The sequence below is a fragment of the Rhizobium aureum genome, from assembly GCF_030182495.1.
Taxonomy (GTDB): Bacteria; Pseudomonadota; Alphaproteobacteria; order Rhizobiales; family Rhizobiaceae; genus Rhizobium; species Rhizobium tropici_C.
In genome coordinates this window covers 1-14,429 of record NZ_JAQJCI010000029.1, presented here as the reverse complement: position 1 = coordinate 14,429, position 14,429 = coordinate 1, and the positions used below count along the sequence as shown (strand labels likewise).

Here is a 14,429-nt window from a genome sequence, read left to right as displayed (position 1 = left end):
CCGTAATTTGGCGGTAGATGGGTGGTTCGTGAATGAAAATCGGCATCGATGCACGCAATTTGGTAACAAGCATGTCCGGTATCGGTCGGTACGTACTGGAGATGAGCCGGCATCTTGCGCTTCTTGGTCATGAACTGAATTTCTATTTGCCGGAATCTCCGAATGGTGAGCTGGACGATCTGCCTGCGGCGAAATTGGATGTTGCGCGCTTTCCTGGCGGAGTAAGGCGAATGATCTGGGCGCAGACGGAATTGCCCCGTCGTGCGTTGAAGGACGACGTCGACGTGTTTTGGGGACCCGCCCATCGTCTGCCATTTTTTCTCGATCGTCGGATCGCTCGCGTCATTACGATCCACGATCTTGTCTGGCGAGACATGGCTGCGACTATGCGATGGCAGACCTGGATGGCTGATCGCTGGCTGATGAAGCCAGGAGTTTCCGTCGCAGACGAGATCGTTGCCGATTCCGCCGCAACAGCCACTGCGCTGCGGGCTGAGTTTCCGGGATGCAGCGAGAAGCTTAACGTTGTCTATCCCGGCTTGACGACCATCGGCGGAACGGTGGCGCCAAGTGAGCTCTCATCGTTCGGTATCGATCGTCCGTATATTCTGTTCGTAGGAACGCTTGAGCCACGCAAAAATCTGCTCAGACTGCTGCAAGCCTATGCGGCTTTGCTTGAATCTACGCGACAAAAATTTCTTCTTGTACTCGCCGGCGGCCAAGGCTGGAGGCTCGGCGATCTGAAACGGCATGTTGCGGAGTTGCAAATTGAATCGTCTGTTCGGTTGACCGGCTATGTGTCGGATACCGATCTGGCACAGCTTTATAGCCGAGCACGGTTGCTTGCGATGCCATCGCTCTATGAAGGGTTTGGTTTTCCGATCATAGAAGCGAATGCGGCGGGAATACCTGTGCTGACCTCAAACACATCCTCTATGCCCGAGGTCGCTGGCAAAGCAGGCATTCTTGTCGATCCTACCGATACACAGTCCATTCGAGATGGCTTGGAAAGGCTTGCTACCGACGACTCGCTTCATGCACGGCTTGTTGAAAATGCAAGACTAAATTCCGCTCGGTTCGATTGGACTGAAAGTGCGCTTCAGCTGGAATGCATCTTTGAGAAGGCCATAAGTCAACGGCGCGGTGGCGTGTAGTCAAGTTATCGTAAAGCGCTGCGTTATTGCGACGAGCTGCAGCCAAAGACTTTTTTAACGTCTTTCTGCAGATTTATCCTTGTGAAACAGCCATCGCGGCCATACCCTTTTAGCAATTGCTGTTGAAGGGGGTGTCTATATGAATCGATTTGCTACCGTCGAGTATCAGCAAACAGAAGTGATATCATGCGCGCAGAATATGGAAGATGTCCTGCTGTTTCGCGCTCTATTTGGGAAGCGTGAAGGATTCTACGTCGATGTTGGCGCCGGAGACCCCAATTGGGATTCGGTAACAAACTGGTTCTATCGCCTTGGTTGGCGAGGGATCAATATCGAACCAAATCCGACAATTTTTCCGATAATTCAGCAATGGCGCCCGAGAGACATAAATCTAAATATTGGAATTTCCGACAATCAGGGAGTTCTTCCATACTACCAAGTCCAACAGAACGGTCTTGGGCATGGATGGGGACTTTCGTCATTCGATCCGGGCACTAGAGATTTGGCCGGGAAGTTTGGATTGGAGGTAAGCGTCGTAGAGGTGCAGGTAAAATCCCTTTGGGATTCAATTGTCGAGTACATTCCGGCTGCAGGAGTTGATTTTCTCAAGATCGATGTTGAGGGTCTTGAGAAGCAAGTTATTGATTCAGCAAATCTTTCAGCATGGCAACCAAAAATAATCTGTGCCGAAGCGGTCGAAGCAGCGTCCGCAAAGCCATCGTTTGGTGGCTGGGAGCATTTGATTACTGTTCAAAATTACGACTTTGCTATATTCGACGGCGTTAACAATTACTATGTTCACAATAAATATCCGGAAATTTTCAAACAGTTCCTAGCTGGAGTGAATGTTTCCGATAGGTACAGACGAGCAACTTTAGATGATTTCAATTTTGAGGATTGGCGAGCAAAATAGTTGGCATCCCGCATATATTGAGAGAGCTAAAAGGTTGTCCCCGAGAACAGCCTTTAGTTGATCGCAGATCTGCCCCATGCCCTCATAGGGCGGCCTTAAATGGAGTGGCTACCCATCACCTTTTTTATAAAGGTCAACATATCGCCGCCGTGGAAGCGATAGGGAGTGACACCGCCACGCCGAGCGGCCTCCATGTCGGTTTCCTGGTCCCCGATCATTTTTGATCGCGACAGATCGATATTCAAGTCATGGGCCGCGCGTAGGAGCATACCTGGATTCGGCTTGCGATCGGGATGCTTTTCGTATTTATAGACGTCACCGCTTGCATGCTCGTGGAATGGGCAGTGATACCACGCACTAATATCCGCTCCTTGCCGCGATAGTTCGGAAGCCATCCAGCGGTGCAGGCGCAAGACATCGGCTTCCGTCATCATGCCTCTCGCCACTCCGGATTGATTGGAAACCACGACGACCTGATACCCCGCAGCGGTCGCCATTTTGATCGCCTCGGCAATCCCAGGAACAAAGCTGATGTGGTTTGGCTTACTCGGATAGCCTGTATCCAGATTGATAACGCCGTCCCGATCCAAAAAGAGCGCAGCCGATGGCTTGGAAACGTAGGATTTCGGCGTGACAGTACCGAACACGCGGTCGCTTTCCATAATGGCCAGTGCGAAATGATAGAGGCTGCTGGCAGGCACGTCTGTGGACAAGGTAGCGCCATGCTGGTCGACTCGATCAACCCAAAGTCCGTCGACGGATGTAGACAGGAACATTTTGCGAAGCGACTTCAAACTGCTTGCCGCTCGATCAGCCCATATGCCGTTTGGGGATTGATTGGCCTCTGCCTCAGCCGCGCACGCCTTTATGAACTCGCAAGTGCCCCAGGAACGCCTGCTTACGGTCCGTTCGCGGCTTAAAACAGACACGCGTTCGATTGAGAGGCTGGCATCATCGACACCCTCGTCCAATGCGCGCGACAGCAACGCTTGAACCTGATCCGCAACGTCATCACCGCTTGCTCTCGCAAGGCGTCTGGATAACCATACCCATTCAAAGTGATGCCCGGGCTCGTACCACGCCTGGTCTACATCGGAGACCTTCCAGCCGCTATCGTGCAACTCAGGAACTGCCGCGTGATCGTGTAGGAAAATATGGCTGCAAAAGAGAGCATACATGCTCCTGGCGCGCGTCAGGTATTTTTGCCTGCCCGTCGCCTCATATAGAGCTAGATAGGCCTCGATGAGATGCATGTTCGGATTCTGGCGCAAATATCCGTCCGGGCGCGGAACGCCGTCGGTGACGCCACCCAGTTCAGTCGCCATATGGCGGTCAAGGATAGTGACAATTTCGTCCGCCAGTTCAAGGTAAAACTGGTCAGCCTTCACCCGATAAAGCCACGCCAAAGCAAAGAGCACAAAAGCCAAGCTGTAGCAGTCGGATCTCGGATCGCGGACATATCCATCAGCGTCGATCGAGAAGATCCATTTGAGGTCTGTTTCCGATTTGTAGAAACGACGCAAAACCTGGGTAAACGTTGTGTCGAGGAGCGCACGACCATCCATCAAGCCGGTCAAGGTCGCTTGTGCCACAACATATATCTGCCGGCACTGTACCATGAGCCGACGCGGTAGTCCTGCCATCGGCTCACCTGTGAAGGTGAGGCGCTCGTGGAAGAGTCCGAGTTTCGCATCGTACCCAACGGAAGTCCACAGCGGGAGGGCGGTTCTGCTCAGCCAGTTCTTGGCAAGTGCGCGCTCTTCACAAATTCCGTTGACGCTCATCATCGGCCCTACGCACATTGATTTCGTTGATGATTTTCGTTGTTGAGTAACCCTCGTGGAAGTCCAGAGCGACGACCCGACCGCCAGCTTCTGTGACTACGTCGTAGCCCACGATCGTCGAAGGCTCGTAGTCGCCACCCTTGACAAGAACATCCGGGACGACCGCGCGAATAAGTTCGAGCGGCGTCGGTGCATCGAATTCAATGATATAGTCGACGCTCGACAGCCCCTCAAGGACTTCGGCGCGATGCGAAAATGAATTGATGGGGCGCCCGGCGCCTTTGAGTTGGCGGATTGACGCATCGGAGTTCAACCCCAGAACCAGAACGTCGCCCAATTTACGGGCGGCCCGCAGCAATCTCACGTGACCGGGGTGCAGGATATCAAAGCAGCCGTTAGTAAAAACGATCCTGCGGCCATGATGACGATTGTAGCGGAGCGCCGCGGCAAGCTCTGCTTCATCAACAATCTTTCCTTCGGTCAAACTTTCGCTGAGCTGCTCAATTTCGATTTCTTTGCGACTGACGACGTATGTTCCCGGATGAGATACGGCGATGCCTGCTGCCACGTTCGCCTTCAAGGCAGCCGCTGCAACGTCGTGGCCAAGGGCAAGATCAACGGCAAGAGCGGCTAGAACAGTATCGCCCGCACCGGAAACATCGAAAACATCCCGGGCGTATGTCGGAATAAAACGGGCCGCTCCGCTAGCACTGACCACCACCATACCGAGGGCACCGCGCGTGACGACGAGATGCTGCAAGCCCAGATCGCCCACCGCCTTGCGGGCGAGTTCGACAAGCTGCTCATCGGAAGAGTAGTTACCGAACAGGCTGATAAATTCGCTATTGTTCGGCTTCAACAGGTGGGTTCCACGATAGAATTCCGGCGCTGTTCTCTTAGGGTCTATGAGCGTTGGAATCTTCAGCTCTTTGGCGACTGCCACGAATTCGGGCAGGCGATCTAGAGCGCCTTTCGCATAGTCCGAAAAAACGATGAGATCGTAGTCCGGCGCTTGCTGGCGGAACGCCGCGAGCAGCCGTTCCTGCATCTCATGTCGGAGTTGCACGTCACGATCAACACGGGCAATCTGTTGAGATCCGACGACAAGACGTGTTTTTTCGGTTGTCTGTCCCTGCGGATCGGCGATGAAGGATGTCGACACCCCAACCGAATGCAGCAGGCGTGTAAGTTCGATCGACGCGTCGTCTTCACCGACGACAGCAAGTATCGTGGCATCGCCTTCCATCGCAACGATATTGGCGGCCACATTCGCGGCGCCGCCAGGCCTGTTGTCATCGCGCACCGCCGCCAGAACTGGAACTGGTGCCTCCGGCGAAATCCGCGAGACGTTACCGATGACGTATCGGTCGAGCATGATATCGCCGACCACAAGGATCCGCGGTTGATGAGCTATGGTGCGAGTCGACATCTCAGATATAAGGGTCCGATTTTGCGAGATAGTTTACTACGTAATCGGCAACGCCGCTTTCCAATGAATGGAATTGCCCATCGTAACCGGCGGCTCTAATCTTATCCATGCTTGCCTGAGTGAAGTATTGATACTTATCCCTTATTTTTTCAGGCATGGGGACAAACTCTATCTGCGCCTGTTTCCCTGCAGCAGCGCCGGTTGCTTGCATCAGATCGTAGAATGATCTGGCCGCCCCGGATCCGACGTTGAAAATACCACTCTGGGTTGCTTTTGTGAGAAACCATAGCATTACGCTGCAGCAATCCTTCACATAGACGAAATCACGCAGTTGCTCACCATCGCGATAGTCGGGACGGTGCGATTTGAACAGCGAGATCTTTTCTTCAGCTGAAATGCGCGCGAAGTTTTTCGCGACGATGCTCATCATATCGTCCTTATGGTACTCGTTCGGTCCATAGACGTTGAAGAACTTGAACCCTGCCCAACGCGGCGGGGCCTTACCGAGCGAAGCCTGAGTTAATGCCCAAGTGTCGAAAGTATGCTTCGACCAGCCATAAAGGTTCAAGGGCCGCAATTCGTCAATGGGATTGGTATCGTCGAATCCCAGCGAGCCATCACCATAGGTTGCAGCCGACGAAGCGTAAAACAGCGGCACTCTCTCCCGCGTGCACCACCGCCAAACGTCCATCGAGGGCCTCAGATTTTTTCTGATGATCTCGTTGCCATCAGTGGCGGTCGTCGCCGAAATCGCTCCGAGATGGAAAACAGCCTCGACCTTTCCGGACGCATTCTGCAGAAATGCGCCGAAGTCGTCCGGGAAGATGAAATCCTCGAAACTGTGTTTTGCCAGGTTTTTCCATCGTTGATCAGAGCCGAGCCAGTCGACAAGAACGAGGTCTTTTCGACCAGAACCATTAAGGCTGGCGACCAAGTTTGATCCGATAAACCCCGCAGCCCCGGTAACGATAATCATTTGTGTCCTTCAAGATAGTTGAATAAGCGCCCGCTATATCTGCGATTGCGCTGAAGATCGCAAGGTTCGAACCTTGACATCCGCACGCGCTAACATAGCCAGTCATTGTTGTGTGATGCAACCGTCCCTGTTCATATCTGGAGGGTGTCGCCATGCGACACACATCGCAGCTATTATTTAACGTGGCTGCAAATGCGGCTTCTGGTCGTTAGCGTAGGAATGTCATCAAGACGCGCTGGCACCGAAATAAGCGTCTAGCACTTCGATAGGCTCACCATCGATGCGGACCTTTCCGTGCTCAAGCCAAATCACTCGATTGCAGTTTTTTTCCAAAAGCTCCCTGGCGTGGCTTGCTATTACCAAGATCTGAGTTTTTTCTACGAGCTCATTCAAGCGTTTGTTGGCTTTTACTTTGAATCCTTCGTCGCCCGTTGCCAACCATTCGTCCATGATCAAGATTTCGGGCTGCAGGATAGTCGAGATGGAGAATGCCAATCGCAGTTGCATGCCGCTGGAGTAGGTGCGAACGGGCATATCGAGGAAGCCGCCCAATTCGCTGAACTCCTCAATCTCCTCAAGCCGGCTCCTCATTTCCTCCTTTCGGAAACCCAGCAGCGCGCCTCGAAGGAAAATATTCTGCCGACCGGTGGCTTCTGGATCGATTCCTAGCGAGATATTGATTAGCGATGTGCATTTCCCCTCAATCTCAATCTTGCCGGATGTCGGCACGTAAACACCCGTTAACACGCGCAGAAGGGTAGTCTTCCCTGAGCCGTTGTGACCAATGAGGCCAATGCGGTCATGCTGCCTTAATTCGAGATTAATTGTATCCAATCCACGGACAACCACTGCGCCATGGCCTTCCGAATTGATCGAACCGCCGGTGGCGATGTTCATAACGCGATTTTTGAGCGAACGGCCACGTGCGTTATAGATGGGAAAGTCGACGGTGACATTCTGCAAGGAAATTGAGGTCATGCGTGCCTGTACTCTCTGTTGCTTTGACTCACAGCCAGTAGGCAATGCGAGCGCGGTATTTTTTCAAAAGCAGAAGCGCAATAGACCAACCGAGAATGGCAAATCCTATCGTTACGATCCAATTTTGGACTGTAACGGCCTGTCCAAGAAGCGGATTCCTGACAACTGAGATTAGGTGAAAAAAGGGGTTAAAGTCGAGCATTCCGCGGGACGCGCTCTGTGGCAAATGATTCGGCATCCACATGATCGGAGTGACATAAAGCATAACCTGCATGATATTTTGTACGATCTGGATCAGGTCGCGATAGCGTGTGCACAATATTGCCAGTATCAATGCGATCCAAGTCATATTTAATGTGACCAACGCGAACCCTGGAATCACCAGCAATGCAGAAATCCCAATCGACTTCCAGAATATCAGAAGAACGATTGGGAATATAACCAGATTGTGGGCGAGTATAACTGAATTTCTATACCATACTCTCAGTATATATGTAAAGAAAGGTATATCCAATTGTAATATTATGTCGCTATTGGATATAAATCCAGTGCATCCCTCGCTAACCATCTGAGTATAGTATCCCCAAAATATTAAGCCTACGCATATGAAAGGGAGAAATTCATTCATAGGTGAATTGAAGATTGTGCCAAAGACTAGGCCAAGAGCTCCAATTAAAACGCCCATATTAATGGTGAGCCAAAACGCGCCGACCCGCGATCTTCTGTAGCGCTGCGCAACGTCTTGCCACCCGAGCAATGCCGCTAGGCGAAAATTCGACAATGCCTCTGTAATGTCCCACGCTGCGCCATGGTAACGCGCTTCGTTTTTGACGATCTTAAAATTCTTCACCGGCAATCCGTTTTCAGGTTCGTCTTTTGCCCAAACAATAAAGCCATGCAGCCCTTTTTAAGGCGAACCCCTAGCAAAGCGTGGAAACTGAGGAAAGCCCCCGCATGCAAATATGCTGCGAAACATTCGCCGCACATTCAACTATTGGAAAGAGCTTGAGCTGAAGTTATAACACAGAGCTCGGCGGTGGTACCTGAGCCGTCAACGTTCGCGTCTTAAAATCTGGCAACCGCAACCACGGGCGATTGATACGATTTTTTGCAGCATGCCGCCGCTGCTGCCTGAAAAATGAAAAAGTATCGTTTACTTTCGCTATTGACGCGGCATATGCGCTTGTGGCCCTAGTTTACGCAAATTGCGGCAAATTCAGACAGAGACAATATAAGTGACGCATATTTCGGGACGTAGAAGAGTCGTTCGAAGGATCTTGAAGGCTTCCGGCTTGTTGGGGCCGGCGATTCGACTAAGGGCAAGGCTATCCTTTGAGCCGCCCTTGCCAAAAGAAATTGGCGATATCAGAAAGCTTGGTGGGAGTGTGGTTATGCCCCCACCGCTTTCTCCCGAATACGGACAGACCTCTGTGAGGCTCATCGCTCATCTTTCAAGTGAAGACGCTATGTCGGCAAAGGGAATTGGTATTTTATGGCATCCTAAGCGGGCACTAAGAAGAATGGCATGGAAGCATCGCCACATCATGGCGCAATCTTATGCGCTTTCACGGTCACTATGCCTTACCGCTAGCGAGCGGTCAGGAGCCGACGATCTCCAAGATAAAATAGAAAAATGAATATCCAATGCGTTCTCTTGCTATAGTTAAACCAGATCATCTGGGAGACCTGGTGCTGGCGTCGCCCGCCATCCGCTGGCTTTCATCCCTGAGCCGAGACAGTGAGCTCTACGTTCATCCCGCAAATATGTGGTTGGCACGGTATCTGTTTCCAGACATTTCTGTGAAATCGATATCTTTTTCTCATTTGAGCAAGGGCGGAAATGGCGATTCCCAATCATTCGGCGACACCCTGTTGTCGATCCAAGGACGCGATCTGGCTGTTTTTCTAAGGCAAGACGCGAGCATCAATCGAGAACACATCGGACATTTGGTCGAGCGCTGTGTCTTTACTGATGTGCTGCCAGATATTCACGAAGCTTCCAACCACCGGCGAAGCCTGCGCCCCTATTTTGGCGATCATCTTCCTGACGATTTTTGGCCAGGTAGACAACGTGAATTTCCAAATGCTCTGCGGATTGTAGGCTTGTGTATCGGTTCGGGCTTCCCGACGAATAAGTGGTCGATCGTTCGCTGGACGGCACTTGCACAGAGATTGATTGCGCGAGGTTGCACAATTCGCGTTATTGGCGGCCCACAGGAAAAGCAAGAAATCGCGATATTGGCCGACATGTTGCGTCTTTCGCCTAGACACGTCATTGTCGGAGGTCCTGACGCGCAAGACTTTCTCGCGCAGGTAGCGGAGGTGGACTTGGTTATTGCCTCTGATGGTGGGGCCGGCCACTTATGTTCACTTGCGGCGCCGGTTCTCAGCATTGCCGCCTCTGTACCATTTCGTCGATTTGCGCCGTTCGGCGTCGCAAATCGCGTGCTAAGCTTGGCTCTTCCTTGTTCGCCCTGTCTTAACGCTCACGAGACCCATTTGAATCTCTGCTTTAGTCATGAGTGTAGCTATGGCATCACAGAAGACGATGTTTTAGAGGCGATAGCCATGCCGGCGCGGAGGCCAGGCACGCAGGTTGCGGTAGGTCCAAGAGCAAAGCTCTTTTATGGTATGAGTCATATTAAGGAGACGAACGATCGCTAAATATGCACCATTTGTATCGAAAGCGCCGCTATTTTGGAGGCTACTTAGATCCAACTCCGGCCGAGTGATGCGGCTGGATGAAGCTGAAGAGTTGCTAAATCTTTTCCGACTGCAAGCTTTGGATGTCCCACGCGCTTACCGAACGCTGTGGCTTGTGGAAGAGGCGCGGGCTAAAATTGCAATCAGATCTTTGCAATGTCGCCACTGGAACAAGGACGTAAAAGCGTTTGCGAGTTTGCTCTATTTGCACATCCGGCTGCATTTGCTGATGAGGGCTATTCGGCATGTGGAATCTGCACGTCGTTCGGCCGAGTTGCCTCCTGTCACGCAAGTGTAAGTACCTCCGAGCAAGGTACAAACGATATTAGGATTTCTTGAATGTTGCTGGTTGTCAGAGGTGATTTACAAAGTGAAACTGGTTGGTCGCGAGCCACGCGGGCGCTCGTTAATTGCATAGCTGATCAGTTTACAGCAATTGCAGGAGTTGACCGTCATTTTCATCCTGACCGCTCCACCGGCCTATTTTGTGGTGGGATTGTAAATGAGTCAGCAGCCATGCGTCTGGGGTCGAGTCACCCCGGCAACGTTGTGTTACACGCCGTCCTTCCCAATGATATTGTTCGGTATGCGGGCAATATCAATCTCGGTTGGTGGTTCTGGGAGACGGACGCGTTGCCGGCGACGTCTGATTGGATAGAGCGCATCAATTCGCTTGACCATCTGTTGGTGCCTTCACCCTGGCAGGGAGAAGTAGTGAAGAACTTGGAGCTGCGCGTTCCCGTCAGCATAGTCCCTTGGCCGCACAGTAGCCTTGATTTAGCGAGCGCTTATAATAACAAAGCTAGCGTTACGCCCGCTTTGCCAATCTATCACCCATGGTCGCAATCACAGCTAAGAGAAACACTCGATATAGACCGCCGTTATCATTCCGGCTTAAGCGACCAAAAATCTCTTGCTTCACTTGTCGAGATGAAGCAGGCGCTTTTTACCGGCCAACGGCGCAGGTTGGACACTGCATTGCACGACTACGGAGGATATTTCTTTGCAGTTCAATCGGATGCCCCAAGGAAGGGACTGCCAGTGCTGATAAGTGAATGGTGCCGATATTGTGCCGAAGTTGAGAGACCCAACGCTCTAATTATTAAGTTTTCAAGTCTCAATGTGAACCACGGTGCCGAGACTGCCTTGCAGCGCTTCAGTGAAATCGCTTGCGGCGCGAGTCGCGGAGCGATCGGTCTTGAACACGTGTATGTAGTTCTGGATCAGCTCAGTGAAGAAACAATGGAGAGTCTTTATCGAGGGGCTATCGCGACCGTCTCGCCTACCTTTGGCGAGGGTTTTGGCGGTACCATTGTGGAATCAGTGCGTGCGGGGTGCCTCCCGATAGCGCCACGCCACACCGCATGCGCCCAGTTGTTGCCAGACAACTATTCCAATGCATATCAGTCAAAGCCATATATAGGGAAGCTCGTAGATCAACTCCCGATACAGCCTGCGAGCGGATCTTGGCATCTTCCAGTACCTGGCGAAATCTCCCGCCTAATGCAACGCACGGAAAAGCTCTCACAAGAGCAACGGGATTCAGAGTTAAGCAAGCTGAGACAGTTCATGCAGGAGACGCTTTCTCCAAACACGGCGCGAAATACAATCCTTGCTGCAATTAAAAGTTGTTCGAATTCAAGCGGGGCGGTTAACGCGTGTGGTTCTCTCCATGCATGATATTATCTTAGACATGACACCGACGGCTATCAACAGGACGGCCATTTTTCACATAGCGCTCGACACGGCAAAGGCTCTTACCGGAAAGGTTCGCGGTTTTCGATATATGACGAGCGATTTCACGGATCCGATCAGTGATTCGGAAAAGCTCAATACGATGCGCGGCGAAGTTTTGAATGCTATTCTCGGTGATCAAGGCTTAATTAATAGCGTTTGGCGCCCCGACAAAAAAAACGAGGAAATGACGACAAGAAGAACAAGTAAAATATTCTATTTTGATCCTCTTTATGTATTATTTGACGAATTGAGGAGCGATGATATTGTTTTAATACTTGATTTGACTCCTGTTACCAATCCTGAGTGGCATAATCCGCGGGTGTGCGAGCTTTATCGCGCTGCTTTACAGCGTGTTGCTAGCTCTGGAGCAAGAGTAGCGTCAATAAGTTACAATACAGCGCAAGCTTTGTGGGCGAATTTTGGTATTCCTTACGACAAGGTGATTGTTGTACCGCTTTATCTTCGCGACGGCGTTGGGGCTAATTCGCAAGATTTCGGGGATGAACGACCGGTCTCCAAAACGCTCCTATTTGTTGGTAGTTTGGAAAGCCGGAAGAATTTAAAGGGTTTGTTCCGCGGCTTCGAAGCAAGCGGTTTGGCGGGAGAGGGTTATAAGCTGGCAGTTGCGGGAGGTAGCGGCGCCGGTGCGGACGAAATTCGAGCTGTTGGAAAGAATGTCGAGGGTGTCGAAATCTTGGGCTTTGTTTCCGACGAAGACTTGCGTGAACTTTATCGGACAGCAAACGCTTTCGTTTACCCAAGTTACCTTGAGGGATTCGGGGTGCCAATTTTGGAAGCTGCAAGTTGGGGACTTCCTATCATGACCTCGATTACCGGCGCCACCAGCGAGGTGTCTCCTGCCGGATCAATCTTGGTCGACCCGTATAATGTCACTTCGATTTCACGTGGATTGCGTCGAATAACGGCGCTCGGAGCGGAGGAGCGGATGTCCGCCGCTGCTGTGAACCGTGAACATGCAAGTCGGTTTAATTTCCCTCGATATATGAAAGTAATTGAGCACCTTCTCTCGCCCCTAGACAAGGCAACCCTCACACCAGATGAATGATCCGCTCCTAGAGAATAGCGACAGTGTTGATTTCCATCGAGGCTGCCCCCGCATTGCTCAGCTGTGGCACTATTCTATGGTATACGCGGATGGCAAAAACTCCTTGAACCCATTGAGGATTGGGGTGTCTCTTCATTCGCCGCTTGCGTTTTGCATCTTGGAGGGGGTATCGCTTGCCCGATGAACATCGGGGGGCCGCATGGGTACATATCGATTAATTCTGGCTTTTGCCGTTTTGTATTCGCATGCCTTCGGGTCGATCGGCGGCAAAAATCCTGGCGTCGTCGCGGTGATATCCTTTTTCATTATCAGCGGTTACGTGATGACGCAGCTTATGCGGAAGTCATATCCGACTTTGTCAGATGTACCGGCGTTTTTCGTTGATCGTGCTGCCCGACTTTTCCCACAGTTTTTGTTTTACCTTGCTGCGAGTGTCATTCTGATTCCGCTGCTAGGTTTGAAAAGTGACTTCTTTTCGAACCTGGATTGGCCGGCGGTCCTGTTGAATTTTCTGATGCTGCCCTTAGGGTATTACATGTTTGGGCTGCAGCACGGGCAGATGATTCCCGCTGCTTGGAGTCTCGGCTTGGAATTGACTTTCTACCTGTCTTTTCCTCTGTTTTTCCAATCCAACGAAAAGACAAAATGGGCTATCGTTTTGATGTCGATGGCGGTCGCCACCGCGGCTTTCTATGGCTATCTGGATACTGATGTCTTTGGCTATCGCCTGTTGCCGGGAACCTTCTTCATTTTCAGTCTTGGTTCCTTTGTGGCCCGCAAAAAATGGCGATTCCCCCTCATCGCCGGAATAATATTCTTCACCGCATTTGCCTTTACGATATCGCATCAACAAGTAAACGCCAGGAGTTTTAATTTCGAAGTCTCGCTTGGCGGCATCATTGGCCTAACCGCGATAACTCTGCTTCCCAAGCTCGGGCGAAACTGGCTCGATGATTATTTCGGACAACTTAGTTACGGCGTCTTCTTAAACCATTTCCTGTTGATCTTTATTTGCGACCGTTACAGTCTTAACCCCGCCTATATCGTTCCCATTGGATCGCTCGCCCTTTCGGTGCTGACCTACCACTACATCGAAAAGCCAGTGCTCCACTGGCGGCATAGCTTCCGGCGTCAGATCACCGCCGCAGCGTAACTGCGAAAATGCGCGGATAAACGATCGCGATTACTCGAACTACGTATGCTATGGCCGCGGTCTTCACCGTATGATTACGATATAATCGGTCGACACGAGAAATCCATGGTCGAATTACATAAACAAGAGCAGCCAGTTGTTGGTAAGCGGCAAGGAGACCCCATCTGGCGGTGCTGATGCTGTGCAGGGTATCTCGGACATACGACTTCTCTGACTGTGAGGATCTATGTCTGGGCCAGCGGCTAGCCTTGGATTGATGCGGATGATTGAGGCTGTGCCCGATCGTCTTGACGGCGCGCCGCGACAGTTGCGGCGGTTTTGGTCTGACGAGTTCAAGGCGACTGCGGTCGAGCAAGCCTGTCAGCCGGGTGTGAACGTCTCGGCGGTCGCACGGCAAATCGGGATACTGCCGTCTCAGCTGTATCGCTGGCGCAGAGAACTGTTGGGCAGTGATGAGCCTGGGCAAGCAGCGGAGACAGAGTATCCGCAGGGCGTTGTATCCGGCCCCGACCCCATCGTGGAAATCATCATTGGGG

12 protein-coding genes are annotated in these 14,429 nt (G+C 51.7%); 7 read left to right on the top strand and 5 right to left on the bottom strand.

The window, feature by feature from the left end; genetic code table 11:
• Positions 1–32 precede the first annotated feature (32 nt).
• Together PH552_RS32215 and PH552_RS32210 are read left to right on the top strand one after the other, a co-directional pair.
• On the top strand, positions 33–1,154 hold the full coding sequence (locus PH552_RS32215; RefSeq protein ID WP_285166604.1) for a glycosyltransferase family 4 protein: 1,122 nt from the start codon (positions 33–35) through the stop codon (positions 1,152–1,154).
• 139 nt (positions 1,155–1,293) lie between these two features.
• Positions 1,294–2,067, top strand: coding sequence for an FkbM family methyltransferase (locus tag PH552_RS32210; protein ID WP_285166603.1), 774 nt, complete (start codon positions 1,294–1,296; stop codon positions 2,065–2,067).
• A gap of 95 nt (positions 2,068–2,162) precedes the next feature.
• Here the strand turns inward: PH552_RS32210 and PH552_RS32205 are convergent, their stop codons facing one another.
• The 5 genes from PH552_RS32205 to PH552_RS32185 all read right to left on the bottom strand — a co-directional run bounded on the left by PH552_RS32205 (position 2,163) and on the right by PH552_RS32185 (position 8,084).
• Positions 2,163–3,851, bottom strand: a complete 1,689-nt coding sequence (locus tag PH552_RS32205) for an HAD-IIIA family hydrolase (protein WP_285166601.1) — start codon at positions 3,849–3,851, stop codon at positions 2,163–2,165.
• On the bottom strand, positions 3,829–5,280 hold the full coding sequence (gene rfaE2, locus PH552_RS32200) for a D-glycero-beta-D-manno-heptose 1-phosphate adenylyltransferase (RefSeq protein WP_285166599.1): 1,452 nt from the start codon (positions 5,278–5,280) through the stop codon (positions 3,829–3,831). Before rfaE2 ends, PH552_RS32205 begins: the two co-directional genes overlap by 23 nt.
• Position 5,281: 1 nt before the next feature.
• Positions 5,282–6,256, bottom strand: coding sequence for an ADP-glyceromanno-heptose 6-epimerase (gene rfaD / locus PH552_RS32195; protein WP_285166597.1), 975 nt, complete (start codon positions 6,254–6,256; stop codon positions 5,282–5,284).
• 225 nt (positions 6,257–6,481) lie between these two features.
• Positions 6,482–7,234 carry an ABC transporter ATP-binding protein gene (locus PH552_RS32190; RefSeq protein ID WP_285166595.1) on the bottom strand — a complete coding sequence of 251 codons (753 nt, stop codon included), beginning with the start codon at positions 7,232–7,234 and terminating at the stop codon, positions 6,482–6,484.
• Between the two features lie 28 nt (positions 7,235–7,262).
• Positions 7,263–8,084 (bottom strand): ABC transporter permease, encoded by an 822-nt coding sequence (locus PH552_RS32185; RefSeq protein ID WP_285166593.1) that lies wholly within the window; start codon positions 8,082–8,084, stop codon positions 7,263–7,265.
• Positions 8,085–8,878: 794 nt separating this feature from the next.
• Between PH552_RS32185 and PH552_RS32180 the strand changes: the two genes are divergently transcribed.
• From PH552_RS32180 to PH552_RS32160, 5 genes are all read left to right on the top strand, one after another.
• Positions 8,879–9,898 carry a glycosyltransferase family 9 protein gene (locus PH552_RS32180; protein ID WP_285166591.1) on the top strand — a complete coding sequence of 340 codons (1,020 nt, stop codon included), beginning with the start codon at positions 8,879–8,881 and terminating at the stop codon, positions 9,896–9,898.
• A 378-nt stretch (positions 9,899–10,276) separates the two neighbouring features.
• Positions 10,277–11,617, top strand: coding sequence for a glycosyltransferase family protein (locus PH552_RS32175; protein ID WP_285166589.1), 1,341 nt, complete (start codon positions 10,277–10,279; stop codon positions 11,615–11,617).
• Entirely contained in the window at positions 11,610–12,740 is a 1,131-nt protein-coding gene (locus PH552_RS32170; protein ID WP_285166587.1) for a glycosyltransferase, read from the top strand. The genes PH552_RS32175 and PH552_RS32170 overlap by 8 nt, the downstream gene beginning before the upstream one ends.
• A gap of 199 nt (positions 12,741–12,939) precedes the next feature.
• Positions 12,940–13,893 (top strand): acyltransferase family protein, encoded by a 954-nt coding sequence (locus PH552_RS32165; protein ID WP_285166586.1) that lies wholly within the window; start codon positions 12,940–12,942, stop codon positions 13,891–13,893.
• A 262-nt stretch (positions 13,894–14,155) separates the two neighbouring features.
• On the top strand, positions 14,156–14,429 hold a 274-nt coding region (locus tag PH552_RS32160; protein ID WP_285166505.1), incomplete at its 3' end, for a transposase.